The sequence below is a fragment of the Geodermatophilus sabuli genome (genome assembly GCF_010686765.1).
GTDB lineage: Bacteria > Actinomycetota > Actinomycetes > Mycobacteriales > Geodermatophilaceae > Geodermatophilus > Geodermatophilus sabuli_A.
This window is the reverse complement of the sequence record NZ_JAAGWF010000001.1, coordinates 13,622-38,316: the sequence shown is the minus strand read 5'-3', so window position 1 is coordinate 38,316 and position 24,695 is coordinate 13,622. Positions and strand designations below refer to the sequence as shown.

The window sequence follows — 24,695 nt, the reverse complement described above, 5'->3', positions numbered from 1 at the left end:
CCGCGAGCCTGCGAGCGGTGGGGGGCAGGGGGTCCTCCTAAGATCCCGCTCGTGGATCAGCAGGCCATGACGGCGATCGTCCGGCGGTACTGGGACGGCTTGTGGAACCGGCACGACCTCGGCGTCGTCGACGAGCTGATCGCGGAGCCCTACGTCCGGCACTCCTCGGCCGGCACCCGGTCGCTGAGCCGCGCCGACTTCAAGCGCGAGCTGAGCAACTCGTGGCAGCTGCTGCACGACCCGATGACCACGGTGGACGACCAGGTCGCCGCCGACGACCGGGTCTGGACCCGCGCCACGACCACGGGGGTCAACCGCGACACCGGCGAGACGTCCGTGGTGACCTGGCTGGTGGTGCACCGGGTGGCCGGGGACCGGATCGTCGAGTCGTGGAGCGCCACCCTGCCCGGCGTCGACTGGCGGCGCTGAGCCCGGTCAGCCCAGGTCGCGCAGCCGGCTCGCCGCGGCCACCCGGCGTCGGCTGCCCACCGTGAACAGCCCGACGAAGACGAGGACCCCGACGCCCATCCCGGTGAGCGTCCAGCGCAGCCCGATGGCGTCGGCGACCAGCCCCAGCGGCAGCGCGGCGATGCCGAACGCCCCGTAGCTGAGCATGACCAGCGACTGCACCCGGCCGTGGTACTCCATGTCGGACAGGGCGATGAGCATCGACTGGTTCGTCGTCTGGAAGGCCAGCATCGCGCCACCGACCACCAGGAGGACGACGACGGCGACCACGGCGTTCGGCGACGCGGCGAGCCCGCACAGCGCGAGGCCGAAGAGCACGCCGGCGATGATGAACACCTGGGTCTCCCGGATCCGCGACGACCGCCGCCCGAGCAGCAGACCCGCCACGACGCCGCCGACGGCCGAGGTCGCCGAGAGCACGCCGTAGCCCAGCGACCCCAGGCCGAACAGCTCGCTGGAGATGGTCGGCATGAAGGCCAGGTAGGGCAGCCCCACCATCGTGACGCCGATGCCGCACCACAGCAGAGCCGCCAGCCGGGGACGCCGGCGGACGTACCGGACGCCGTCGGCCAGCTCGCCCAGCGGCGAGCGGTCCGAGGGTTCCCCGCGCCGGCGGCCCGGGGGCAGCGCACCGGTGAGGAGCACGCCGACGGTCGCCAGGGCCGCGCTGGAGAGGAAGATCGCCTCGGTTCCCCAGGCCACCGAGCCGATGACCACGCCGGCCAGCGCCGGACCGACGACCCGGTTGACCTCGGCGTTCACCAGCAGCAGGGACACCGCCGGCGGCACCGACCCGCGCGGCACCAGCTCAGCGAGGAAGGCCATGCGGGCCGGGTTGAACAGCGCGAAGCCGATGGCCTGCAGGACGCCGGCGCCGAGCAGCATCCAGTACTGGATCACGTCGAAGACCACGGCCAACCCGATCCAGGCACTGGAGGCGGCCAGGATCAGCACGGAGACCTGCAGGACCAGCCGCTTGGGCAGCCGGTCGGCGGCCACCCCGCCCCACGGCGTCGCGATGATCAGCGCGATGCCGAAGGAGAGCAGGACGCCACCGAGGGCCGCGTTGGAACCGGTCAGCTCGAAGGCCAGCCAGCTGCGGGCGATCGCCTGGGCCATGACCCCGAGGAACACCGCCGTCGCGTTGAGGTAGAGCACCAGGAAGCCGCCGATGCGCAGCAGCGCGAGCGCGCCCAGGGGTGCCGGCGTCGCCGCACCCTGTCCGGTGCCGGTCTCCGGCGTGGTCTCCGCGCTCATGGCTCCCTCGTCCCCCGCGCCGTCGGGCACGGCGCCGTCCCGGCGTCCGCCCGCAGAGCCGGGGGACGACGGTGTGCTCCTCAGCGACCCTGCCAGACCGGCGGGCGCTTCTCCGCGAAGGCCGTGGCACCCTCCCGGGCGTCGTCGCTGGCGAACACCGGCGCCACCAGCTCCGACTGGTGGCGCCAGCCCTCCGCCGTGGTCCAGTCTGCGCTCCCGCGGGCGATCGCCTTGGTGGCGGTCAGCGCCAGCGGGCCGTTGCCGGCGATCGTGGCGGCCAGCTGCAGGGCGCCGTCCAGCGCGCCGCCCTCCGGGGTGAGCCGGTTGACCAGGCCCACCTCCGCGGCCCGCGGGGCACCGAGCGGGTCGCCGGTGAGCAGCATCTCCAGCGCCAGGTTGTGCGGCAGCCGCCGCGGCAGCAGCAGGGCCGCGCCGCCGGCGGCCACCAGGGACCGCTTGACCTCCGGCACCCCGAACCGCGCGGTCTCGGCGGCGACGACGAGGTCGCAGGCGAGCAGCAGCTCGAACCCGCCGGCCAGCGCCCAGCCCTCGACGGCCGCGATCAGCGGCTTGCGCGGCGGGGTCTGGGTGATTCCGCACAGTCCCCGGCCCTCGATCGCGGGGGTCTCCCCGCGCAGGAAGGCCTTGAGGTCCATGCCGGAGGAGAAGGTGCCGCCGGCGCCGGTGAGCAGACCGACCCGCAGCCCGGGGTCGGCGTCGAGCTCGTCGACGGCCGCGGCGACGCCCTCGGCCACGGCCCGGGTGAGCGCGTTCCGCGCCTCCGGCCGGTTGATGGTGATGACCTGGACGCCGTCGCGCCGCTCGACCAGTACCTCGTCCGCCACGGGGGTCCTCCGGGAGTCGTCGATGTCAGTCGGCCCGGACGACGGCGCCGGAGCCGAGCAGCGCCCCGATCTCGTCGTGGCCGATCCCCCACGCCGCCAGTGCCGCCCGGGTGTCCTGGCCCGGGGCCCGCGGCTCGCCGCGCAGCGCGGCCGGGGTGCGCGAGAAGCGCGGCGCCGGCGCCGGCTGCGGCCGGCCGTCCACGTCGGTGAACGTGCCGCGGGCGGCCAGGTGCGGGTGCGCCGGTGCCTCGGTGAGCCCCAGCACCGGGGTGACGCAGGCGTCGGTGCCGGCGAACACCTCGGCCCACTCGTCGCGGGTACGGGTGGCGAAGGCCGCGGTGATCGCCGCCCGCTGCTCCGGCCACCGGGCGCGGTCGCCCTGGTCCCCGTGCCCGGCAGGGTCCAGGCCCAGGCCGTGCAGCAGCTGGGCGTGGAACTGCGGCTCGATCGCGCCCACGGCGACGTGCCGGCCGTCGGCGCAGGCGTAGGTGTCGTAGAAGGGCGCGGCCCCGTCGAGCAGGTTCGCCGCCCGCCGGTCCTGCCAGAGCCCCGCGCCGAGCAGTCCGTAGACCATGGTGACCAGGGAGCTCGCGCCGTCCACCATCGCGGCGTCGACCACCTGGCCGCGACCGCTGGTCGCCCGCTCCAGGAGCGCGGCGAGGACGCCGACGAGCAGGAACATCGACCCGCCGCCGAAGTCGGCGCCGATGTTGAGCGGCGGGAGCGGCTTGTCGGCCGGCCCGATGGCGTGCAGCGCGCCGGTGAGCCCCAGGTAGTTGATGTCGTGCCCGGCGCGGTCGGCCAGCGGGCCGTCCTGGCCCCAGCCGGTCATGCGGGCGTAGACCAGCCGCGGGTTGCGGGCCAGGCACTCGTCGGGGCCGATGCCCAGCCGCTCGGTGACGCCCGGCCGCAGGCCCTCGACGAGCACGTCGGCCGACTCGGTCAGCCGGAGGACGAGGTCGCGCCCGGCTGGGTTCTTGAGGTCGACGGCGACCGACGGGCGGCTGCGGTGCAGCGCGTCCCTGGCCGGGGACACCAGCTGGGTGCCACCCCCGGGGCGGTCCACCCGGACGACGTCGGCGCCGAGCTCGGCCAGCAGCATGCAGGCGTAGGGCACCGGCCCCAGCCCGGCGAGCTCGACGACCCGGATGCCGGCGAGGGGTCCGGGAGCGGGCTGCACGGCGTCACGCTAGCAACGGCGGGCGGCACCGGCCCGGGGCGCGGGGGCCGGACCGGTGCCCTACCTTCGCAGCGGTGAGCAGGCCACAGCCGACCGCGGATCGCTGGTTCGAGGACTACGTGCCGGGCACCACCAGCGAGTTCGGCAGGCTGCGGGTCACGGCCGACGACGTCGTCGACTTCGGCCGCCGGTTCGACCCGCAGCCCTTCCACGTCGACGCCGAGGCCGCGGCGGCCGGGCCGTTCGGCGGGCTGATCGCCAGCGGCTGGCACACCTGCGCCCTGATGATGCGGCTGCTGGCCGACGAGTACCTCTCGCCCGTCTCCAGCCTGGGCTCCCCCGGCGTGGACGAGCTGCGCTGGCTGGCGCCGGTGCGGCCCGGGGACGAGCTCACCCTGCGCACCACCGTCGCGGAGGCCCGGCTCTCCCGCAGCAAGCCCGACCGCGGCCTGGTGCGCACCCGCGTCGAACTGCTCGACCAGGGCGGGACCGTCGTGCTGAGCATGGTCGCGATGAACCTGGTGCGCACCCGCCCCTGACCTCAGCGGTCCCCGGCCCCCAGGAAGGCCCGCCCCCGGGCGGCCACGGTGGCGACGAACGCCGCGACCGAGCGACGGGGTGGCACCGGGCGGGACTCGAGCTCGGCCAGCCGGGCCTCCACCGCGGCCAGCCGCACCGCGTCGGACCCGGGGGCGGACGGCGGCCCGTCGGCCAGCTGGGCCAGGCCGTCGGTGAGCGCGGCCACCAGGCTGGCGACCTCGTCCGGTTGCAGCTTGACCGTGCCCACGCAGGTCTCGTCCCGCCACAGGCTGAGGTTGAGCAGCCCCACCTCGGCGTGGGCGGAGACGCGGACCGCGCGGGTCCGGTCGCGGGCGTCCCACACCCACCGGCTCCGGCTGGGCAGTGACAGCACCGTCATCCCGACAGGCTGGGCGCCGGGAGCGCCGACGTCAACGTGCGCAGCGATCGGTCCCGGTCGGTGTCGCTCCGCGTCAGCCGTCCGGGTTCGTTCCCGCCGCCTCGACGACCAGCCCGGCCGCGGCCCGCGCCAGGAGCCATGCCTCGGGTGGAGGATGCGTGGCCGTCAGCCGGAGCGGCTCATCTCGACGGCGGGAGGTCCTGATGTGGACGCTGGTGCTCGACGCGCAGTGCGACCTCGCTGACGCCGACTTCGCCTGGCGGTTCTGGACCGATGTCGGCAACTGGCCGGTCGTCGATCCGGCCATCGACCACGTCCGCGTCGAACCGGCGTTCGAGGAGGGGGCGCAGGGCACCACCGTGACCAGTGACGGGGCACGGGTGGACTGGCGCATCAGCGAGGTCGTCGCGTTCCGCAGGGCGCGGATCGACTTCCCCGTCCCTGGCGCCGCCCTGCACGTCTCGTGGTCCTTTCGACCGCGGCCTGCAGGCGGCTGCACCATGACGCAGTCGATGGAACTGTCCGGCGAGCGGGCCGCCGAGTACGAGCCGGTCGTCGCCCCGTCGATGGAGCGGTCGGCACCCGGGGGCCTGCACCGGCTCGCCGCGGCCATCGACGAGGCGCACGCGCGAGCAGCCGACGCGTGACGGGGTCGTCCCTCGCGACCCCGGGCGCGGTCAGGCCCCGAGCGCGTCGAGCAGTCGCCGCCGCGCCGGGGCCAGCGACGGGCCGTACCAGGTGAGGTCGCGGCCGGAGACCAGCGCCGTCGGGACGCCGGGGAACGCCTCGGGGCCGTCGTCGGCGGTGAAGGGGTACGGCTCGTCGGGCAGGAGCACCAGGTCCGGGACGGCGGCGGCGAGGGCGGCGAGCTCCACGCGCGGGTAGCGGTCATCCCCCGCGGCGAACACGTTGACCAGCCCCAGGCGGGCCAGCACGTCCCCGGTGAAGGTCCGCGCCCCGACGACCATCCACGGATCGCGCCAGATCGGGACGGCGACCCGCAGCCCGCCCGCCGGGGGCGGCTCCGACCAGACGTCGGCCGCCTCGGCCAGCCAGCCGGGCTCCCCCGCACCCAGCACCGTGCCGAAGAGCCGCCGCAGGGAGGCCAGCGCCTCGTCGACCGACTCGATGACGGTGACCCACACCGGGATGCCGGCGGCGCGCAGCCGGTCGACGTCCAGCCGCCGGTTCTCCTCCCGGTTGGCCACCACCAGGTCCGGCGCGAGCGCCTCGATGGCCGCGCGGTCGGGGTTCTTGGTGCCGCGGACCCGCGGCACGTCGAGGCCGGCCGGGTGGGTGCACCAGTCCGTGGCGCCCACCAGCCGGTCGGGGACGGTGACCGCCAGCGCCTCGGTCAGCGACGGGACCAGCGAGACCACCCGTCGGGGCGGCCCCGGCAGCTCGACCGGCGTCCCCAGGTCGTCCTGAAGGGCGGAGATGTCCGTCGCCACCCTAGATGTTGCGGCGGTACTGGCCGCCCACCTCGAAGAACGCCTCCGAGATCTGGCCCAGCGAGCAGACCCGGACGGCGTCCATCAGCTCGGCGAAGACGTTGCCGCCCTCCCTCGCCACCTGCTGCAGGCGGGCCAGCGCGGCGGGCGCCTCCGCGGCGTGCCGCGCGTGGAAGTCCGCGAGCCGCCGCAGCTGCGACTGCTTCTCCGCCTCGGTGGCCCGGGCCAGCTCGACCGGCTGCGGGGGCGCCTCGTCGCGGTGCGGGTCGACGAAGGTGTTCACCCCCACGATGGGCAGGCTGCCGTCGTGCTTGCGGTGCTCGTAGAGCATCGACTCGTCCTGGATCCGGCCGCGCTGGTACCCGGTCTCCATGGCGCCCAGCACTCCCCCGCGCTCGGCGATCCGGTCGAACTCGGCCAGCACCGCCTCCTCCACGAGGTCGGTGAGCTCCTCGATGACGAACGAGCCCTGCAGCGGGTTCTCGTTGCCGGCCAGCCCCCACTCCCGGTCGATGATCATCTGGATGGCGAGCGCGCGGCGGACCGAGTGCTCGCCCGGCGTCGTCACCGCCTCGTCGTAGGCGTTGGTGTGCAGGCTGTTGGCGTTGTCGTAGACGGCGCACAGCGCCTGCAGCGTCGTCCGGATGTCGTTGAAGTCCATCTCCTGCGCGTGCAGGGACCGGCCCGAGGTCTGCACGTGGTACTTGAGCTTCTGCGACCGCTCCCCCGCGCCGTAGCGGTCCCGCATGGCGACCGCCCAGACGCGGCGGGCCACCCGGCCGATCACCGAGTACTCGGCGTCCATGCCGTTGGAGAAGAAGAAGCTCAGGTTGGGCGCGAAGTCGTCGATCGACATGCCGCGGGCGAGGTAGGACTCCACGTAGGTGAAGCCGTTGGCGAGGGTGAAGGCCAGCTGGCTGATCGGGTTCGCCCCGGCCTCGGCGATGTGGTATCCGGAGATCGAGACGGAGTAGAAGTTCCGCACCCGGTGGTCGATGAACCACTGCTGGATGTCGGCCATGGCGCGCAGCGCGAACTCGGTGGAGAAGATGCAGGTGTTCTGGCCCTGGTCCTCCTTGAGGATGTCGGCCTGCACCGTGCCGCGGACGGTCGAGAGCACCCAGGCGCGGAGCTCCTCGGCCTCCGCCGCGTCGGGCTCGCGGCCCTCCTCCTCCCGGAAGCGGTCCAGCCGCTGGTCGATCGCGGTGTCGAGGAACATCGCGAGGATGGCCGGCGCCGGGCCGTTGATCGTCATCGACACCGACGTCGTCGGGCTGCACAGGTCGAACCCGTCGTAGAGCGCGGCCATGTCGTCGATCGTGGCGATGGAGACCCCGGACGTGCCGACCTTGCCGTAGACGTCCGGCCGCGGGTCGGGGTCGCGGCCGTAGAGCGTCACCGAGTCGAACGCCGTCGACAGCCGGGTGGCCTCGTTGCCGGCCGACAGCATGCGGAAGCGGCGGTTGGTGCGGAAGGCGTCGCCCTCGCCGGCGAACATCCGCGCCGGCGCCTCCCCGGCGCGCTTGACCGGGAACACCCCGGCGGTGAAGGGGTAGGCCCCGGGCAGGTTCTCCCGGCGGAGGAAGCGGAGCAGGTCGGCCTCGTCGGTCGTCCGGGGCAGCGCGATCCGGGGCACCTTCGTCCCGGACAGCGTCTCCCGGGTCAGCGGCGTGCGGATCTCCCGGTCGCGGACCCGGTAGACGTAGGAGTCCCCGGCGTGGTCCTCGACCCGGCCCGGCCACTCCGCCAGCAGCGACCGCACCTCCGGGATCAGCTCCCGGTCGGCCGCCTCCAGCAGCTCGCGGACCCGCCCGCCGGCCGCGTCGTCGCCGAGCAGCTCGGCGGTGGTGCGCAGCGACTGCCGGCGGCGGACGACGGCGGCCTGCTCCTCGGTGGTCCGGTGGTGCGCGCGGACGGCGTCGGCGATCTCGGCCAGGTACCGCGACCGGGACGAGGGCACCACCGACGACAGCCCGGACGAGGCGCGGACGTCGACCCGTGGCAGCACCCCGCTGCCGACCGGCAGGCCGGCGTCGCCCAGCAGGGCGAGCAGGTGCTGGTAGAGCGCGGTGACGCCGTCGTCGTCGAACCGGGCGGCGCTGGTGCCGAACACCGGCATCTGCTCCCAGGGCTGCCCGAAGGCCGCGCGGTTGCGCACCAGCTGCCGGGCGACGTCGCGCCGGGCGTCCTCGGCGCCGCGGCGTTCGTACTTGTTGATCGCCACCACGTCGGCGAAGTCGAGCATGTCGATCTTCTCCAGCTGCGAGGCGGCGCCGAACTCCGGCGTCATCACGTACAGCGCCACGTCGGAGAACGGCACGATCCCGGCGTCGCCCTGGCCGATGCCCGGGGTCTCCACGACCACGAGGTCGAAGCCGGCGGCCCGCACCGCGCAGAGCACGTCGTCCAGGTGCTCGGGCGTCTCCGCGCCGGCCGACCGGGTGGCCATCGACCGGAAGAAGGTGTGCGAGCCCTCCCCCGTCTCCAGGGCGTTCATCCGGATCCGGTCACCGAGCAGCGCGCCCCCGCCGCGGCGCCGCGTGGGGTCGATCGCCAGGACGGCGACCCGCAGCTTGTCCTCCTGGTCGGTCCGCAGCCGGCGCAGCAGCTCGTCGGTGAGCGAGGACTTCCCGGAGCCGCCGGTCCCGGTGATGCCCAGCACCGGCACCGTCCGGCCGGCCGCCGCCTCGCGCACCCGCACCGCGAGCTCCGGCGACCGTCCGGCCTCGAGCACGGTGATCGCGCGGGCCAGCGCGGCCGGGTCGCCGGTGAGCAGGGCGTCGACGTCCGGGCCGCCGGTGGCGAGGTCGACGTCGCAGGCCCGGATCAGCTCGTTGACCATGCCGGGCAGGCCGAGCCGCTGGCCGTCCTCGGGCGAGAAGATGGTCACCCCGCGCTCGCGCAACAGCGCGATCTCCTCGGGCACGATCACCCCCCCGCCGCCGCCGAACACCTGCACGTGCCCGGCGCCGGCCTGCGCCAGCCGATCCACCAGGTAGCCGAAGTACTCGACGTGCCCGCCCTGGTAGGAGGAGATCGCCACCCCCTGCACGTCCTCCTCCAGCGCCGCCCGGACGACCGCGTCCACGCTGCGGTCGTGGCCGAGGTGGACCACCTCCGCGCCCTGGGCCTGCAGCAGGCGGCGCATCACGTTGATCGCGGCGTCGTGGCCGTCGAAGAGGCTGGCCGCGGTGACGAAGCGCACCGGGTGCGCCGGCACGTGCAGGTCGGCGGGGCGGGGGGACGGCGAGGCGGGCATGCCACTCCCTGGGGTCGGACGCCGGCGGGCCGCCGCGTGCAGATAGTAGGACGTCCTAGCATCTCCCCTCGGACGGCGGCTGTCCACGCCCCCCGGCGACGGCGGCGCTGCTAGCTTGCGGCCGGTGAGGGAGGCGGGGGCCGGTCGCGGGGAGTTCGCCGCCCTGCTGCGCCGCCTGCGGGGGGCCGCGGCGCTGAGCCAGGACGAGCTCGCCGCCCGGGCCGGCCTCACCGCCAAGGCGGTCAGCGCGCTGGAGCGGGGCGAGCGCCGGCGCCCCCATCCGCACACCGTCCGCGCGCTGGCCGACGCCCTGGGCCTCGATCCGGCCGCCCGGGCGGAGCTGTCGGCCGCCACCCGGCCGGCCCCGACGGCGCCGGTGCCGGTGACCCACCCGGTCCCGGCGCCCCCGGCCCCGGTGGTCGGCCGGGACGCGGAGCGCGGCGAGCTGGCCGGGCTGCTGCGGTCCGGCGCCACCCGGTTGCTCACGCTGACCGGCCCGGGAGGGGTCGGCAAGACCAGCCTGGCCCTCGACCTGGCCCGCACGGTGGCGGCGGACTTCCCGGACGGCGTGACGGTGGTCGAGCTGGCGGCCGTCCCGGAGGCCCGGCTGGTGCTCCCGACCGTCGCCCGGGCGCTCGGCGCACCACCGGCCGGCGACCTGCTCGGCTCTCTCGCCGCCCTCCTCGGGAGCAGTCGCCGGTTGCTCGTCCTGGACAACCTGGAGCACCTGCTCGACGCCGCGGCCGACGTCGCCGCGCTGCTGGCCCGCTGTCCGGGACTGGTCGTCCTGGCCACCAGCCGGGCTCCGCTGCGGGTGCGCGCCGAGCAGGACCGGCCGGTGCAGCCGCTCGCCCTGCCGACCGGGCCCGGCACCGCCGCGGTGGCGGCGTCCCCCGCCGCCCGCCTCTTCCTCGACCGCGCCCGCGCGACCGGCCGGGCCGTCGCGCTGACCGACGACACCGCCGCGGACGTCGCCGCGATCTGCCGCCGGCTCGACGGCCTGCCCCTGGCCCTGGAGCTGGCCGCGGCGCACGCCCGGCTGCTCTCCCCCGCGGCGCTGCTCGCCCGGCTCGACCAGGCACTGGCCTCGCCGCGGTCCCGGGACCTCCCGGAGCGGCAGCGCACGATGCGCGCCACCCTGGACTGGAGCCACGCCCTGCTGACCCACGACGAGCAGGTCCTCCTCCGCCGGCTGTCGGTCTTCGCCGGCGGCTTCTCGCTGGCCGCGGCCGAGGAGGTGGCCGGTGTCGGCGGCGACGTCCTGCCCGCCCTGGCCGGGCTGGTCGAGCAGTCACTGGTGCTGCCGGTGGAGGGCGGCGACCCCCGGCACCGGCTGCTCGAGCCGGTCCGCCAGTACGCGGCCGACCGGCTGGCGGAGGCCGGGGAGACCGGCGCCGTCGCCGACCGCGCGGCCGATCGCGTCGTCCGCCTGGCGGCCGCCGCGCGCGCCGGGCTGCGGACGTCCGGACAGGCGCGGGAGCTGGACCGGCTGCAGGCCGAGCACGGCAACCTGGCGGCCGCCCTGAGCCGCCTGGTCGCCGGCGGGCGCCCCGGCACGGCCGCGGTCGTGGGGGCGGACACGTGGCTCTACTGGGCGCTGCGGGGCAACGTCGCGGAGGGCCGCAGCTGGATGGAGCAGGCCCTCCGGGCGGCCGGGGCCGCACTCGCCCCCGCGGAGCTGGCCGCGCTGCACCTGGCCCTGGCCGCCCTGCGGTTCGCCTCCGGGGACGTCCCGGGGACGGCGGGGTCGGCCGATGCCGCGGCCCGCGCCGCCCAGGTGGCCGGAGCGGACGAGCTGCGCGGCGAGGCACTGGTGCTGGCGGCGTCGGCCGCCGTCTTCGTCGGGGACGACCGCACGGCCACCGACGCCGTCACCGAGGCGACCCGGCTCGGCCGGGCGACCGGCGCCCGGTGGGTGGTCGCGCACGCGGTCACCGCGCAGGCCCAGCTGCTGTTCCGGGCCGGTGACCTCCCCGCGAGTGCCGCCGTCCTGGACCACGCCGAGCAGCTGGCCCGGGAGCTGGCCAGCCCCTTCACCCTGGCCACCGTCCTCAACGTGCAGGCCAGCGTGGCGCTCGCCGCGGGCGACGACGACGCCGCCCTCGACCGGTGGACCGAGGCGGCGGGGCTGGCGGTGGCGGTGGGCACCACCTGGCCGCTGGCCTACACGGTGCCGGGGCTGGCGGTCGTCGCGGCCCGGCGCGGGCTGCCCGGCCTGGCCGCGGAGCTGTTCGCCGCCGGCTCGGCCCGGGCGGAGGCGGCGTCGGTCGCGGTCACCTTCCCGCCCGACCTGGAGAGCGCGCGGCACTGGCTGTCGGCCGTCCGCACCGAGCTCGGCGAGGTGGACTTCGCCCGGGCCTGGGCGCGCGGGCGGGGGCTGCGCCCCGACGACGTCCCGGCGCTCGCCGGGCACATCAGCGCCCGCCGCGGACCCGACTGACGTACCGGCGGTACCGGCGGGCGAAGACGGTGCGCAGCAGCAGCCGCACCGGCGCGGGGACCACGGCGAGCATCTCGCTGCGCTCCTCGGGCGAGCACTCCTCCACGACCATCCCGAACATGAGCGGCAGGTCCTGCCTGCGCATCTCCTTCATCCCGTGCTGCCCGAGCTCGGACCACTCGGCCTGGGTCAGCTGCCGCGCGGCCAGCGGCAGGATCTCCCGCTCCTCGTCGTCCAGGTGCTCGAGCAGGGCGGCGGCCAGCTCCTCGAGGTCGGTGGCCACCTCGACGGTGACCGCCGGACGGGCCTCGGCCTGCCACCGGCGCAGGGCCGGGCCGAGCCGGTCCACGGCCTGCTCGACGCGGGCGTGCTGGGCCTCCATGCGGTGCACGAGGGCGGCGTCGGGGGCGGCCCGCTCGAGCAGCTTCGGCCAGAGCAGCACGTCCTCGCTGGTGTGGTGCAGGTGCAGGCCGGTGAGGCACAACCGCGCGTGCCCGGCCAGGACGGCGGCACGCGCGGTGTCCCCGGCGGGGACGGCCCGGACCAGCGCGGGGAGCAGCCGGAACTCGCGGCGGAAGACGCGGTGCACGACCACCATGTCGTGGACGTCGGTGAGGGGGCGTGAGGAGGTCTCGGTCATGGGAGGAGCCTGTCGCCGGGCGCCCGCGGCCGGCACCCACACGACCCCCACAGCGCCCCCACAGTCGTCGCGGCGGCCTCAGATGCGGTGGCGGGCGATCCACTGCGCCGCGATGACGGTGCGCTGGATCTCGTTGGTGCCCTCGCCGAGGATCATCAGCGGCGCGTCGCGGAAGTAGCGCTCGACGTCGTACTCGGTGCTGAACCCGTAGCCGCCGTGCACCCGCATGGCGTCCAGGGCGACCTGCATCGCCGCCTCGGAGGCGAACAGCTTGGCCATGCCGGCCTCCATGTCGGCGCGGGCACCGCTGTCCAGCCGCTGCGCCGCGTCGGCGGTGAGCAGCCGGGCGGCCTGCACCCTGGTCGCCATGTCGGCGAGCAGGTTGCCCACCGACTGGTGCCGCCAGATCGGCTGGCCGAAGGACTCGCGCTCCTGGGCGTAGCGGGTCGCCGAGGCCAGCGCCGCCTGGGCCACCCCGACCGCACGGGCGGCCACCTGCACCCGGCCGAGCTCCAGGCCGCGCATCATCTGCACCCACCCGCGGCCCGGCTCGCCGCCGAGCACCGCGTCGGCCGGGACCGGCATCGCGTCGAAGGTCAGCTCGCACGCCTCGACCCCGCGGTAGCCGAGCTTGCCGATCTTCTCCGACACGGTGAGCCCGTCGCCCGGCTCGACCAGGAGCACGCTCATCCCGGTGTGCGCCGGCTGCGCGTCCCGGTCGGTCCGGCAGAGCAGGCCGAACAGCTGTGAGTGCTGGGCGTTGGAGATCCAGGTCTTGCTGCCGGTGACCGTCCACCCGCCGTCCCCGCGGGTCGCGGTCGTCCGCATCGCCTGCAGGTCGCTGCCGCCGCCGGGCTCGGTGAGCGCCATGGTGGCGCGGACCTCGCCGGTCGCCATCCGCGGCAGGTACGCCGCCTGCTGCTCCGGCGTGCCGGCGCTGCGCAGCAGCGAGGTGATCACCGAGTGCCCGCCGATGGCCCCGGCCAGGCTCATCCACCCCCGCGCCAGCTCCTCGGTGACGGCGGCGAAGCAGGCCGTGCTGACCGCACTGCCGCCGTGCTCCTCCGGCACCAGGAGGCCGAAGAAGCCCAGCGCCTTCATCTCCTCGATGAGGTCCTCGGGATAGCGGTCGGCCGCCTCGAACTCGGCCACCCGCGGCCGCACCCGCTCGTCGACGAACTCGGCGGTGAGGGCGACCATCTGCCGCTCGTCCTCGGTCAACGACGTCATGCCGGTGCTCCCTCGGTGGCGGCGGCTCGGGCGGCCCATCGTCCCCGACACCGGCCGGCTCGACGCGCTCGACCGGGAGCTCGCCGGGCGGCGACCGGAGGCGCGCAGCGGGCGACAGTAGCGTGAGGGCATGAGCCATGCGCACCCCGAACTCCGCACCCCCCCGGCCCTGCCCTCCGGCGGACTGCGCGTGACGGCCCTCGGCGGTCTCGGGGAGATCGGCCGCAACATGACCGTCTTCGAGCACGCCGGGAAGTTGCTGATCGTCGACTGCGGCGTGCTGTTCCCCGAGGAGCACCAGCCCGGGATCGACGTGATCCTCCCCGACTTCACCTCCATCCGGGACCGGCTCGACGACATCGAGGCGATCGTGCTCACGCACGGCCACGAGGACCACATCGGCGGCGTCCCGTACCTGCTCCGCGAGCGGCGTGACATCCCGCTGGTGGGCTCCAAGCTGACGCTGGCGTTCATCGACGCCAAGCTCAGGGAGCACCGGATCAAGCCGGTCACCCACGAGGTCCGCGAGGGTGACGACGTCGCGTTCGGGCCCTTCGACTGCGAGTTCCTCGCCGTCAACCACTCGATCCCCGACGCGCTCGCCGTCGCCGTCCGCACCGACGCCGGCCTGGTGCTGCACACCGGTGACTTCAAGATGGACCAGTTCCCCCTCGACCGGCGGATCACCGACCTGCGCGGTTTCGCCCGGCTCGGCGAGGAGGGCGTGGACCTCTTCCTCACCGACTCGACCAACGCCGAGGTGCCCGGGTTCACCATGTCCGAGGGCGAGCTGGTGCCCGCCATCGAGACGGTCTTCCGCACCGCCCCGCGGCGGGTGATCGTCTCGAGCTTCGCCAGCCACGTGCACCGCATCCAGCAGGTGCTGGACACCGCCCACGCGCACGGTCGCAAGGTCGCCTTCGTCGGCCGGTCGATGGTCCGCAACATGGGCATCGCCCGCGACCTGGGCTACCTGGACGTGCCGCCGGGCCTGGTCGTCGACATGAAGGTGCTCGAGAAGCTGCCCGCGGACAAGGTGTGCCTGGTGTGCACCGGCTCCCAAGGCGAGCCGATGGCCGCGCTGTCGCGGATGGCCAACCGGGACCACGTCATCCGGATCACCGAGGGGGACACGGTGCTGCTGGCCAGCTCGCTCATCCCGGGCAACGAGAACGCGATCTACCGGGTGATCAACGAGCTGACCCGCTGGGGCGCGAACGTCGTCCACAAGGGCAACGCCAAGGTGCACGTCTCCGGCCACGCCAGCGCCGGCGAGCTCGTCTACTGCTACAACATCGTCCGGCCGCGCAACGTGATGCCCGTGCACGGCGAGGTCCGGCACCTGAAGGCCAACGCCGACCTGGCCATCCGGACCGGTGTCGACCCCGAGCGCGTGGTGCTGGCCGAGGACGGCGTCGTCGTCGACCTGGTCGACGGCCGGGCCACCATCACCGGCAAGGTGCCCGCCGGCAACGTCTACGTCGACGGCATGACCGTCGGCGGCGCGACCGAGGCGCACCTCAAGGACCGGCGGAACCTCGCCCAGGAGGGGGTCATCACCGTCGTCGCCATCGTCGACGCCGACAGCGGCACGCTGGCCGAGCCCCCGGACTTCCTGGCCCGCGGCTTCGTCCACGACGAGCGGACCTTCGACGCCGTCGTCCCGCTGGTGGAGAAGGCGCTGGCGAAGGCCGCGGAGGAGGGCGTGGGCGGGGCGACCCAGCTCGAGCAGCTCATCGCCCGCGCCGTCGGCTCGTGGGCGCACAAGACCTACCGGCGCAGCCCGATGATCATCCCGATCGTCATCGACGCCTGAAAGCCCCGGTGCCGACGGAGGACCCCCGGCCGTCCGTCGCGCTGCGGCTGGGGCTGCTCGGCCTGCTGGTCGCCGCCGCCGTCGTCCTCGCCCTGACCGTGGACACCCCGGGCGTCCCGGCGCTGCGCGGCTGGCTGGCCGACGCCGGCCCGCTGGGCTGGGCGGCGGTGGTCCTCGGCGTCGCCGGTGCGCTCATGACGCCGGTGCCGCGGACGGCGCTGTCGGTGCTGCTCGGCGCGGCCGCGGGCTTCCCGGCCGGGCTCGCGGTCGCCGTGGCCGCCGGGTGGCTGGGCGGCATGGGCGGGTTCGCGGTCGGCCGGCACCTGGGCCGGGACGCGGTCGTCCGGCTGGCCGGCCCGCGGCTGGCCCGCGCGGACCGGCTGTTCCGGCGACGCGGCTTCCTCGCCGTCCTCACCGCGCGGGTCAGCCCGGTGCCGTTCTGGGTGGTGAGCTACGCGGCCGGGCTGTCCAGCGTGCGGTGGCTGCCGCACGCGCTGGGCACGGCGGTCGGGGTGGTCCCCGGCTCGGTGCTGCACGTCGGCATCGGTGCCGCCGTGCTCACCTGGTTCTGAGGAGACCGACCTCACCGGCAGCCGGGCCCGGGTCGTGCCACCCTGGAGGCGAGTCCGCTCCCGGACTCCCGGACGAGCACGCCGTACCCGGACAGCGACAAGACGGCGTCCCAGGAGATCCCCGTGTACTGGCTCGTGCTCGTCCTGTCCGGTGTCCTCGAAGCGGTCTGGGCCACCGCCCTCGGCCGCTCGGAGGGCCTCTCCCGCCTCCTGCCCAGCGTCGTGTTCGGCGTGGCGCTGGCCGCCAGCATGGCCGGTCTCGCGTTCGCGATGCGCGGGCTGCCGATCGGCACGGCGTACGCCGTGTGGGTGGGCATCGGCGCGGCCCTGACCGCGGGCTACGCCATGTGGGCCGGTGAGGAGCCGGTGTCGGTGGTCCGCGTGCTGCTGCTGGCCGGCATCGTGGGCTGCGTCGTCGGGCTCAAGCTCACCCACTGAGCCCGGCCCGCCCTCAGGCGGGGACCAGCCGCACCGGGATGCTCTCCCACGCCCGCAGCGTGTTGTTGTGGTGCCGCTTCGTCGGGCCGGTCAGCTCGATCCGCTCCACCCGGCGGGCCAGCGCGGTGAGCAGCGCCTCCGCCTCCAGCCGCGCCACGTGCTGGCCGGCGCACTGGTGGATGCCGAAGCCGAACCCGACGTGTCCCGACGGGTCCCGGGTGAGGTCGAAGCGGTCCGGGTCGGCCCAGCGGCGGGGGTCCCGGTTGGCCGCGGCCAGGAACATGAGGATCTTGTGGCCGTCGGGGATGACGGCGTTCCCGATCCGGACGTCGGTGGTCGCGGTGCGGAAGAACGTCTGCACCGGCGACTCCCAGCGGACCGCCTCGTCGAAGGCGACCCGGGCGAGGCCCGGCTGCTCCCGTAGCCGCTGCCACTCGCCGGGGTGGGTGGCGAAGGCGTAGAGGACGGCCGAGAGCCCGTGCACGGTGGTGTCCACGCCGGCGGTGAGCAGCGACCGGACGATCAGCGGCGCCTGCGCCTCGGTAATCTCGCCGCGGTCGGCCATGGCCCAGATCGCGGCGCCGAAACCGTCGTCGGTCAGCGCCTCCCGCGCGCACTGGGCGCCCACCCAGGCCCCCAGCTCGGGAACCCGTGGGGCGCCGGCCGCGACCAGGTCGTTGTGCGGGCCGAAGGCGTTGAACGCGTGGTTGCCGTAGGGCAGCAGGTGCTCCCTGCCCTCCTTGCCGATGCCGACGGCATCGGGGAAGACCCGCAGCGGGAACGCCTCGGTGAGCACGGGGACGGCGTCGAACTCGGCCTGCTCGAGCACCGCGTCGACCAGCTCCTCGGCGTCGGCGGCCCAGCCCTCGCGCAGCCGGTGCAGCGCGCGCGGGCCGAGGACCTTCGTCAGCACCCGCCGGGGCGCGTCGTGCAGGGGCGGGTCGGCCTCGAGCAGCAGGGACGGCGGGCGCCAGGGCTCCTCCTTGCGGAAGTTGGACAGCCCCACGCCGGCACCGGACTCGAACTGCTGCCAGTCGACCAGCGCCTCCCGGACCTCCTCGTACCGGGCGAGGGCGAACACGTCGTAGCGCGACAGGTGGACCACCGGCCCGGCCTCGCGCAACAGCTCGTGCATCGGCAGGGGGTCCTCGAGGACCTCGTGGGAGAACGGGTCCACGTCGCTGGTGGGCAGTCCGGTGGTGGTCTCGGCGGTTGCGGTCACGAGATCCCTCTCAGAGGTCCAGGACGAGACGGTCGCTCGCCGCGCGGGAGACGCAGATGAACATGCAGTCCCCGGCGGCGCGCTCAGCGTCGTCGAGGATGGAGTCGCGGTGGTCGGGAACGCCGTCCAGCACGGTGGTCTCGCAGGTGCCGCAGGTGCCCTGGCGGCAGGAGGACAGCACCTCGACGCCGGCCGACCCGACCGCCTCGAGCACCGACGTCCCGAGCGGCACGGTGACCGTCGTCCCCGTGCGGGCCAGCTGCACCTCGAAGGGCGCCGTCCGCACCGGCGCGGCCTGCTCCTCGGCGACGAACCGCTCGGTGCGCAGGGCGCTGGGCGGCCAGTCGACGCAGGCCAGCCCCATGGCGTCGAGCAGCGGTCCGGGGCCGCAGCAGTAGACCTTCGTGCCCGGCTCCGGCTCGCCCAGGAAGGCGGGGAGGTCCAGCAGGCCGGTCTCGTCCTGGGGCATGACCCGCACCCGGTCGCCGTGCGGGGCCAGCTCGTCGAGGAAGGCCATGGAGGCCCGGCGCCGGCCCCCGTAGAGCAGCCGCCAGTCGGCCCCCAGCATCGCGGCCTGGGTGACCATCGGCAGCAGCGGGGTGATGCCGATGCCGCCGGCGACGAACAGGTACCGCTCGCTCGGCACGAGGGGGAAGTTGTTGCGCGGCCCGCCGACGCCGACGGTGTCCCCCGGCTGCAGGGAGTCGTGCACGAAGGCCGACCCGCCGCGGCCGGCCGGTTCGCGCAGGACGCCGATCCGGTAGGTGCGGGAGTCGAAGCGGTCGCCGCACAGCGAGTACTGGCGGGTGTCGCCGGTGGGCAGCACGAGGTCGATGTGCGCGCCGGGCGTCCAGTCGGGCAGCCGCCGTCCGTCGGGGTCGGCCAGCGTCAGGGTGACGACGTCCTCGGCGACGGTGGACTTGTCGACCACCTGCAGGGTGGCCACGGGGCCACCCGCTCCCCGGCCCGGCAGGGCCGGGGCGGTTCCAGGTGGGGCCAGCAGGGTCCCGGCGTCGGTCACTGGTACCTCCCTCTCGCGGTGTGGCCAGGATGCGGCGCCCGCCACATCCTGGCCCAACCGTCTCTCATCCAGTGAGAGTGCGATGGAGGCCCGCCGTCACGCCCGCTGGGCGACGCCCCGCGCGACCTCCGACGGCCGCTGCTGCTCCCCGGCGTAGGAGCTCAGCGCCACCAGCGCGCCGGTGATGGCGGGCACCACCCACTGCAGGCGGTCCAGCTGCTCCTGCGCGGCGGCGATCTCGGCCTTGGTGCGCCGGGTGGGCTTGGTGGCCTTCTTCGAGGGCACCGCCCCACCCTGGTTGACGGTCTGGCCGAGCAGCCGGCTGTAGGCGGTGACGCCGAGCGCCGCGGCCGTCAGCACGGTCTTGGCCACGGACATGCCCGCGACGCCCTGCTGCTGGGCCACCCGGCGCCGGTGGGCGCGCAGCTGGCCGACGCTGCCGACGAGGTGGGCCCCGATGGCGACGGCGTTGACCGGCGTCCACCGGTTCCAGCCCTCGTTCGCGACCGCACCGGTGCGCCCGGCGCTGCCGGCCTCGGCGGACGCCGGGTTGAGCGCCACCGCGTTGGCGAGCGTGCCGCCGAACCAGGCGGCCAGGCCGACGTCGTGCAGGGATCGGGAGAGGGTGTTGCGTGCCATGAGGACTCCTGGGTCTGGGAAGCCGTGTCCCGGCGCCGGGGCGGCGGGACGGGGCCGGGGGACCGGCCGCTCGGGGTCCCGGAGTACCCGCCGTCCACCGCTCCACCCCTCCTGCCGCGGAGGAGGTCGCGCAGCCGCCCCGGCGGCCCGGCGCTCAGCCCACCGGCGCGGGTGCCAGCGCCCGGACCATCCCGGCCGGGTCGTCGGTGCACACCAGGTGGACGTCCCGGTCGGCGAGGCCGGCCGCCTCCGCCGGGTCGTCGAGCACGCCGACCCCGACCAGCAGGCCGAGGGCGCGGATGCGCGGCACCACGCCGGGGTCGCGCCGGACGTGGACGGGCGAGAGGTGGACGTCGGTCAGGCCGCGGGCCCGGGCCCGCAGCGCGCTGCGCTCCGGGTCCTGGTGCGCGGGGACGATGAGCGCTCCGGAGACGGTGCCGTACCCGGCCAGCGACGCCGCGGTGACCAGGTCGAACGACGTGGTGGTCACGCGGTCGGCGCCGGGGCGGCGCCGGCGCCGACCGGCGAGCAGGGCGGCCAGCAGTCCGGCGGTGCGCCGGGCGTCGCGCCCCCCGGCCTCCGGCTTCACCTCGGTCAGCACGTGGGCACCGCTGGCGGCCGCCAGGTCGAGCACCTCGGTCAGCGTCGGGACGGCGGTGCCGTTCGGCAGGTCCAGGGCACCCAGCGTGACCGACGGCGTCCGCGCGACGACGGGCCCGGTGCCGGCGCCGGTGCCGAGGACCCGGCCCAGGTCCCGGTCGTGGGAGAGGACGAGCACGCCGTCCGCGGTGGCCTGGACGTCGACCTCGACACCGTCGGCGCCGGCCTCGAGTGCGGCCCGGACGGCGGCCACGGTGTTCTCGGGGTGGAGGGGGCAGGTGGGGGTGCCGCGATGGCCGATGACGCGCATGGCCGCACGCTCTCGGCGCCGGTGGGCGGGGCCGTGACGCCGACACGAGGCGCGGGTGTCGGCCCCGTGAAGGGTCCGCGCCGCGGCGCCGACGGCGGCCGGCCACCCGCCCCGGCCTCGGGTGCGGCTGCGGGCTCCCGGGGTGCCCTCGTGCGGGTCGTCGGTGTCGGGGCGCAGCTCGGCCAGCCGCAGGACCAGGTCGGCCTCCCGGGCAGCGTCGCGGGGCGCGGTTGCGCCCGATGCGTGCGAGCTCGGCGCTGACGTCCTCGTCGTCGAGCCAGGCCACGGGCAGCCGCAGGTCAGGCTCCGGGTGAGCCGGGACCTGGCCCGACCACCGGTGAAGGCGAGAGCTGCCGGACGTCTCGGTGACCGCGACTCGCACCAGGTCGGCCGCAGTCAGGCGGTCCCACCCCAGGCGGCCGCGAGCCGGGCCGGTGGGTCAGCGGGTTCGGGAGGGTGGTGCGCCGGCTCAGCCCCCGACCGGCGGGTCGTGGGGGTCGTCGGGGGTGCCCGCCGTCGGCGTCTCCGGGTCGGGCACGTCGGTGTCCTGGCGGGTGGGCACGCCGGGGCCGACCGGCGGATCGGGCGGGACCGCCTCGCCCGCCGTCCCCGGTTCCGCTCCGCTCCGCGCCCGTCCCCCGGGGTCGTCGTCTCTCGCCGTCATCGCCCGTCCTCCGTCGTCGCAGCCCCACCACCGGTGGCCGATGCGGCACGACTACCCCCTCCACGACCGCGGAACTCGGGGAGCCGCTCGTCCACGGCCGCCGGCGCGTAGAATCGGTACGCAGCGGAGCGGCGCCCCCCGGGGCGGCCCTCCGCAGTCGATCCCCCGTCCTCCGGACACCCACGACGCCGACCCCGTGGTCCTCGACCGCGGGGTCGGCGTCGTCCAGCGTGTCCGTGACCTGCCAGATGGAGTCCGTCCGTGAGCGCACCCGCCGGTTCCACCACGTCCGCCGGCCGAGTCGTCGTCGGCGAGGCGGTCCGGCGGCGGACCTTCGCGGTGATCAGCCACCCCGACGCCGGGAAGTCGACCCTGACCGAGGCCCTCGCGCTGCACGCCCGGGTGATCGGCCAGGCCGGTGCCGTGCACGGCAAGGCCGGCCGGCGCAGCACGGTGTCGGACTGGATGGACATGGAGAAGGCCCGCGGCATCTCGATCACGTCCGCGGCGCTGCAGTTCGCCTACCGCGACGCCGTCGTCAACCTGCTCGACACCCCCGGTCACGCCGACTTCTCCGAGGACACCTACCGGGTGCTGACCGCGGTGGACGCCGCCGTCATGCTGATCGACGCCGCCAAGGGTCTCGAGGCGCAGACGATGAAGCTGTTCGCCGTCTGCAAGCACCGCGGCATCCCGGTGATCACCGTGGTCAACAAGTGGGACCGGCCGGGCAAGGCCGCCCTGGAGCTCATGGACGAGGTCGCCGAGCGCACCGGGCTGACCCCGACGCCGCTGACCTGGCCGGTCGGGCTGGCCGGGGACTTCCGCGGCGTGCTGGACCGGCGAGACGGCAGCTACCGGCACTTCACCCGCACCGCCGGTGGCGCCACCGTCGCCCCCGAGGAGGTGTTCCCGGCCGAGGCGGCCGCCGCTCGTGAGGGGGACGCCTGGGTGCAGGCGACGGAGGAGTCCGAGCTGCTCACCGAGACCGGGGCCGAGCACGACCAGGAGCTGTTCCTCGCCGGGGCCACCACGCCGGTGCTCTTCGCCTCCGCCGTCTCCAACTTCGGCGTCGGCCAGTTGCTCGACGTCCTCGTCGACCTGGCGCCGGCACCCACCGCCCGGCCCGACGACCAGGGCAGTCCGCACCCGCTCGACGCGCCGTTCAGCGCCTTCGTCTTCAAGGTGCAGGCCGGGATGGACACCGGCCACCGCGACCGCCTGGCCTACATCCGGGTCTGCTCGGGCGTCTTCGAGCGCGGCATGGTGGTGACCAACGCGAGCACCGGCCGGCCGTTCGCCACCAAGTACGCCCAGCAGGTCTTCGGCCGCGAGCGGGAGACGATCGAGACCGCCTATCCCGGGGACGTCGTCGGCCTGGTCAACGCCGCCGCGCTCGGCGTCGGCGACACCCTCTACGCCGACCAGCCGGTCACCTACCCCCCGGTGACCACCTTCGCCCCGGAGCACTTCGCCATCGCGCGGGCCGCCGACACCAGCAAGTACAAGCAGTTCCGCAAGGGCATCGACACCCTGGCCGGCGAGGGCGTCGTGCAGGTGCTGGTCTCCGACCGGCGCGGGGACGGCGCCCCCGTGTTCGCCGTCGTCGGGCCGATGCAGTTCGAGGTGGCCAGCCACCGGATGGAGCACGAGTTCGGCGCCCGGATCTCCCTGGAGCCGCTGCCCTACCGGCTGGCCCGGATCACCGACGCGGCGTCGGCGGGCGAGCTGTCCTCCGCCCGGGGCGCCGAGGTGATGCGGCGTCCCGACGGCGAGCTGCTGGCTCTGTTCACCGACAAGTGGTCCCTCGGCGTGCTCGTGCAGAACAAGCCGCACCTCACCCTGATCCCGATGGTGGCCGCCGACCTCGGCTGACCCCATCGAGCCCTCAGACGGGTCGGCCGCGCAGCCGGCGGTACTCCTCCACCAGGGCGGTGGTGGACGGGTCCTGGTCCAGCTCGGGCGCCTCGGCGGAGGTCAGCGCCGGCGCCAGCTCGCGCGCCATGACCTTGCCCAGCTCCACGCCCCACTGGTCGAAGCTGTCGATCTGCCAGACCACGCCCTGGGTGAAGACCGTGTGCTCGTAGAAGGCGACGAGCTGGCCCAGCGTGCCCGGGGTCAGCCGCGGCGCGAGGATCGTCGACGACGGGCGGTTGCCGGGCATCACCTTGTGCGGCACCAGCTCGGCCGGCGTGCCGTCGGCGGCCACCTCCTCGGCCGTCTTGCCGAACGCGAGCGCCGCGGCCTGCGCGAACATGTTCGCCATCAGCAGGTCGTGCATCTCGCCGATGTCGTGCACGGGCTCGCCGAACCCGATGAAGTCGGCCGGCACCAGCGTCGTCCCCTGGTGCAGCAGCTGGTGGAACGCGTGCTGCCCGTTCGTGCCCGGCTCGCCCCACCAGACCTCGCCGGTCGCCGTCGTCACCGGCTGCCCGTCCCAGCGCACCGACTTGCCGTTGCTCTCCATGGTCAGCTGCTGCAGGTAGGCCGGCAGCCGGGACAGGTACTGGCTGTAGGGCAGCACGGCGTGGCTCTGGGCGCCGGAGAAGTCGGTGTACCAGACGTTGAGCAGGCCCTGCAGGACCGGCAGGTTCGCCTCGAACGGCGCCGTCCGGAAGTGCTCGTCGACGGCGGAGAAGCCGGCCAGCATCTCGTCGTAGGCCTCCGGCCCGATCGCCACCATCAACGACAGGCCGATCGCCGAGGTGAACGAGTACCGGCCACCCACCCAGTCCCAGAACTCGAACATGTTCTCGGGGTCGATGCCGAAGTCCCGCACCGCCTCGGTGTTGGTCGACACGGCCACGAAGTGACAGGCGACCGCCGCCTGGTCACCGTCCAGCCCGGTCAGCAGCCAGTCCCGGGCCTGCGTGGCGTTGGTGAGCGTCTCCAGCGTCGTGAACGTCTTGGAGCAGACGACGAACAGCGTCTCGGCCGGATCCAGGTCGCGGGTGGCCTCGGCGAAGTCGGTCGGGTCGATGTTGGAGACGAAGCGGGCGGTGATCCCCCGGTCGCTGTAGGCGCGCAGCGCCTGGTAGGCCATGGCGGGCCCGAGGTCGGAGCCGCCGATGCCGATGTTCACCACGGCGCGGATCCGCTGCCCGGTGTGCCCGCGCCACTCCCCCGAGCGGACCCGCTCGGCGAAGGACCGCATCCGGCCGAGCACCGCGTGGACGTCGGCGGCCACGTCCTGCCCGTCGACCACGAGCGGCCGGCCGGCCGGCGCCCGCAGGGCCACGTGCAGGACGGCGCGGTCCTCGGTGGCGTTGACGTGCTCGCCGCGGAACATCGCGTCGATCCGCTCGCGCAACCCCACCCGCTCCGCCAGCGCGAGGAGCAGGCGCACGGTCTCGTCGGTGACCCGGTGCTTGGACCAGTCCAGGTACAGGTCGGCCGCGCGGGTGGTGAGTCGCCGTCCCCGGTCGGGGTCCTCGGCGAACAGGTCCCGCAGGCTGCGGTCCCGGAGCGCCTCGTGGTGCTCGGCCAGTGCGGCCCACTCCGGCGTCGCGGTGACGTCCATGCTTCCTCCAGCGCTCGGGCTCTCCGTCAGCCTGGTACGCGCGGCACGACCTGCACAAACCCCGTCCCGCCGTCTGGGCCACGGTGACGAACGGCTCAGGACCCGACCCGCACGTGAGGGTCGAGTTCGCGCAGACTGTCACGGAGACACCGCCCCCGCCCGTCACGGGTGCTCCGGCGCTCCCCCCTGTCCTGGCGCCGGTGC

At 75.1% G+C, this 24,695-nt stretch carries 22 protein-coding genes and 1 riboswitch; of the genes, 8 read left to right on the top strand and 14 right to left on the bottom strand.

Annotated features, from left to right (window positions below; genetic code table 11):
• Nucleotides 1-51: 51 nt before the first annotated feature.
• Nucleotides 52-429, top strand: a complete 378-nt coding sequence (locus tag GCU56_RS00170) for a nuclear transport factor 2 family protein (RefSeq protein WP_163479488.1) — start codon at nt 52-54, stop codon at nt 427-429.
• Between the two features lie 6 nt (nt 430-435).
• Here GCU56_RS00170 and GCU56_RS00165 read toward each other — a convergent pair whose 3' ends face one another.
• The 3 genes from GCU56_RS00165 to GCU56_RS00155 all read right to left on the bottom strand — a co-directional run bounded on the left by GCU56_RS00165 (nt 436) and on the right by GCU56_RS00155 (nt 3,750).
• On the bottom strand, nt 436-1,725 hold the full coding sequence (locus tag GCU56_RS00165) for an MFS transporter (protein ID WP_163479487.1): 1,290 nt from the start codon (nt 1,723-1,725) through the stop codon (nt 436-438).
• A gap of 80 nt (nt 1,726-1,805) precedes the next feature.
• On the bottom strand, nt 1,806-2,570 hold the full coding sequence (locus GCU56_RS00160; protein WP_163479486.1) for a crotonase/enoyl-CoA hydratase family protein: 765 nt from the start codon (nt 2,568-2,570) through the stop codon (nt 1,806-1,808).
• A gap of 25 nt (nt 2,571-2,595) precedes the next feature.
• Nucleotides 2,596-3,750 (bottom strand): CoA transferase, encoded by a 1,155-nt coding sequence (locus tag GCU56_RS00155; RefSeq protein WP_163479485.1) that lies wholly within the window; start codon nt 3,748-3,750, stop codon nt 2,596-2,598.
• 74 nt (nt 3,751-3,824) lie between these two features.
• Here GCU56_RS00155 and GCU56_RS00150 point away from each other — a divergent pair, with 74 nt between their 5' ends.
• The gene (locus GCU56_RS00150; protein WP_163479484.1) at nt 3,825-4,289 is read left to right on the top strand and encodes a MaoC/PaaZ C-terminal domain-containing protein; all 465 of its coding nucleotides are present in this window, start codon (nt 3,825-3,827) and stop codon (nt 4,287-4,289) included.
• Nucleotides 4,290-4,291: 2 nt separating this feature from the next.
• Here the strand turns inward: GCU56_RS00150 and GCU56_RS00145 are convergent, their stop codons facing one another.
• Complete coding sequence (locus GCU56_RS00145) at nt 4,292-4,669, bottom strand: hypothetical protein (protein WP_163479483.1); 378 nt, start codon at nt 4,667-4,669, stop codon at nt 4,292-4,294.
• A 158-nt stretch (nt 4,670-4,827) separates the two neighbouring features.
• Here GCU56_RS00145 and GCU56_RS00140 point away from each other — a divergent pair, with 158 nt between their 5' ends.
• Complete coding sequence (locus GCU56_RS00140; RefSeq protein ID WP_163479482.1) at nt 4,828-5,316, top strand: SRPBCC family protein; 489 nt, start codon at nt 4,828-4,830, stop codon at nt 5,314-5,316.
• Nucleotides 5,317-5,346: 30 nt separating this feature from the next.
• Here the strand turns inward: GCU56_RS00140 and GCU56_RS00135 are convergent, their stop codons facing one another.
• Together GCU56_RS00135 and icmF are read right to left on the bottom strand one after the other, a co-directional pair.
• Complete coding sequence (locus GCU56_RS00135; protein ID WP_345771544.1) at nt 5,347-6,120, bottom strand: helical backbone metal receptor; 774 nt, start codon at nt 6,118-6,120, stop codon at nt 5,347-5,349.
• A 1-nt stretch (nt 6,121) separates the two neighbouring features.
• Nucleotides 6,122-9,379, bottom strand: coding sequence for a fused isobutyryl-CoA mutase/GTPase IcmF (gene icmF, locus GCU56_RS00130; RefSeq protein WP_163479481.1), 3,258 nt, complete (start codon nt 9,377-9,379; stop codon nt 6,122-6,124).
• Nucleotides 9,380-9,503: 124 nt separating this feature from the next.
• On the opposite strand from icmF, the gene GCU56_RS00125 reads away from it, so the two are divergent.
• A complete protein-coding gene (locus GCU56_RS00125) occupies nt 9,504-11,819 on the top strand; it encodes a helix-turn-helix domain-containing protein (protein ID WP_163479480.1) in 2,316 nt (771 codons plus the stop codon).
• Here GCU56_RS00125 and GCU56_RS00120 read toward each other — a convergent pair.
• Together GCU56_RS00120 and GCU56_RS00115 are read right to left on the bottom strand one after the other, a co-directional pair.
• Nucleotides 11,794-12,459 (bottom strand): hemerythrin domain-containing protein, encoded by a 666-nt coding sequence (locus GCU56_RS00120; RefSeq protein ID WP_163479479.1) that lies wholly within the window; start codon nt 12,457-12,459, stop codon nt 11,794-11,796. The two genes, GCU56_RS00125 and GCU56_RS00120, sit on opposite strands and share 26 nt — an antisense overlap.
• 78 nt (nt 12,460-12,537) lie before the next feature.
• Nucleotides 12,538-13,689: an acyl-CoA dehydrogenase family protein gene (locus GCU56_RS00115; protein ID WP_163479478.1), complete on the bottom strand. Its 1,152-nt coding sequence runs from the start codon at nt 13,687-13,689 to the stop codon at nt 12,538-12,540.
• A 130-nt stretch (nt 13,690-13,819) separates the two neighbouring features.
• On the opposite strand from GCU56_RS00115, the gene GCU56_RS00110 reads away from it, so the two are divergent.
• From GCU56_RS00110 to GCU56_RS00100, 3 genes are all read left to right on the top strand, one after another.
• On the top strand, nt 13,820-15,505 hold the full coding sequence (locus GCU56_RS00110; RefSeq protein WP_163479477.1) for a ribonuclease J: 1,686 nt from the start codon (nt 13,820-13,822) through the stop codon (nt 15,503-15,505).
• An 8-nt stretch (nt 15,506-15,513) separates the two neighbouring features.
• Complete coding sequence (locus GCU56_RS00105; RefSeq protein WP_345771543.1) at nt 15,514-16,077, top strand: TVP38/TMEM64 family protein; 564 nt, start codon at nt 15,514-15,516, stop codon at nt 16,075-16,077.
• A 47-nt stretch (nt 16,078-16,124) separates the two neighbouring features.
• Nucleotides 16,125-16,189, top strand: a riboswitch (guanidine-III (ykkC-III) riboswitch).
• An 11-nt stretch (nt 16,190-16,200) separates the two neighbouring features.
• A complete protein-coding gene (locus GCU56_RS00100) occupies nt 16,201-16,515 on the top strand; it encodes an SMR family transporter (RefSeq protein ID WP_163479476.1) in 315 nt (104 codons plus the stop codon).
• Nucleotides 16,516-16,528: 13 nt separating this feature from the next.
• Here GCU56_RS00100 and GCU56_RS00095 read toward each other — a convergent pair whose 3' ends face one another.
• The 5 genes from GCU56_RS00095 to GCU56_RS00075 form a co-directional block, all read right to left on the bottom strand.
• Nucleotides 16,529-17,737 (bottom strand): cytochrome P450, encoded by a 1,209-nt coding sequence (locus tag GCU56_RS00095; protein ID WP_345771542.1) that lies wholly within the window; start codon nt 17,735-17,737, stop codon nt 16,529-16,531.
• Between the two features lie 10 nt (nt 17,738-17,747).
• Nucleotides 17,748-18,683 carry a PDR/VanB family oxidoreductase gene (locus GCU56_RS00090; protein WP_345771541.1) on the bottom strand — a complete coding sequence of 312 codons (936 nt, stop codon included), beginning with the start codon at nt 18,681-18,683 and terminating at the stop codon, nt 17,748-17,750.
• A 171-nt stretch (nt 18,684-18,854) separates the two neighbouring features.
• Nucleotides 18,855-19,397, bottom strand: coding sequence for a hypothetical protein (locus GCU56_RS00085; RefSeq protein WP_163479475.1), 543 nt, complete (start codon nt 19,395-19,397; stop codon nt 18,855-18,857).
• Nucleotides 19,398-19,551: 154 nt separating this feature from the next.
• Entirely contained in the window at nt 19,552-20,307 is a 756-nt protein-coding gene (locus GCU56_RS00080) for a glycerophosphodiester phosphodiesterase (RefSeq protein WP_163479474.1), read from the bottom strand.
• Nucleotides 20,308-20,776: 469 nt separating this feature from the next.
• A complete protein-coding gene (locus tag GCU56_RS00075; protein ID WP_163479473.1) occupies nt 20,777-20,971 on the bottom strand; it encodes a hypothetical protein in 195 nt (64 codons plus the stop codon).
• Between the two features lie 261 nt (nt 20,972-21,232).
• Between GCU56_RS00075 and GCU56_RS00070 the strand changes: the two genes are divergently transcribed.
• On the top strand, nt 21,233-22,846 hold the full coding sequence (locus GCU56_RS00070) for a peptide chain release factor 3 (RefSeq protein WP_163479472.1): 1,614 nt from the start codon (nt 21,233-21,235) through the stop codon (nt 22,844-22,846).
• A 13-nt stretch (nt 22,847-22,859) separates the two neighbouring features.
• Here GCU56_RS00070 and pgi read toward each other — a convergent pair whose 3' ends face one another.
• Nucleotides 22,860-24,491, bottom strand: coding sequence for a glucose-6-phosphate isomerase (gene pgi, locus GCU56_RS00065; protein WP_163479471.1), 1,632 nt, complete (start codon nt 24,489-24,491; stop codon nt 22,860-22,862).
• Nucleotides 24,492-24,695: the final 204 nt, after the last annotated feature.